General features: G+C 69.2%; 1 protein-coding gene. It reads right to left on the bottom strand.

Annotated elements, in window-relative coordinates; all coding sequences use genetic code 11:
• Nucleotides 1-253, bottom strand: a 253-nt coding sequence (locus LP52_RS25350; RefSeq protein WP_040276946.1) for a hypothetical protein, incomplete at both ends; no start/stop codon positions are given.

Here is a 253-nt window from a genome sequence, read left to right as displayed (position 1 = left end):
AAGTGGCGCCGGTCCACCATGCCCGGGTGCTTGCGGTCGCACACCACGCGCCGCCAGTTGCCCGAGGCGAAGCCGATCCCCGACTCCGCATCGTCCGGATCGGTCGGCGGCGGCATGGGGAAGAAATCGCGCCGCTTGCCCGCGTACTCGTGGGCGTGCTCCAGCGCCGCCAGCACCGATCCGTCCGAGGAGGTCGCCTTCAGCTCCAGCCTGCTGGCCAGGTCGAACATCACCGCCCGGTCCTTTTTGAAGA

This window comes from Streptomonospora alba, assembly GCF_000826685.1.
Taxonomy (GTDB): Bacteria; Actinomycetota; Actinomycetes; order Streptosporangiales; family Streptosporangiaceae; genus Streptomonospora; species Streptomonospora alba.
The sequence above is the reverse complement of the archived record's forward strand: the minus strand, read 5'-3'. Positions and strand labels throughout refer to the sequence as shown.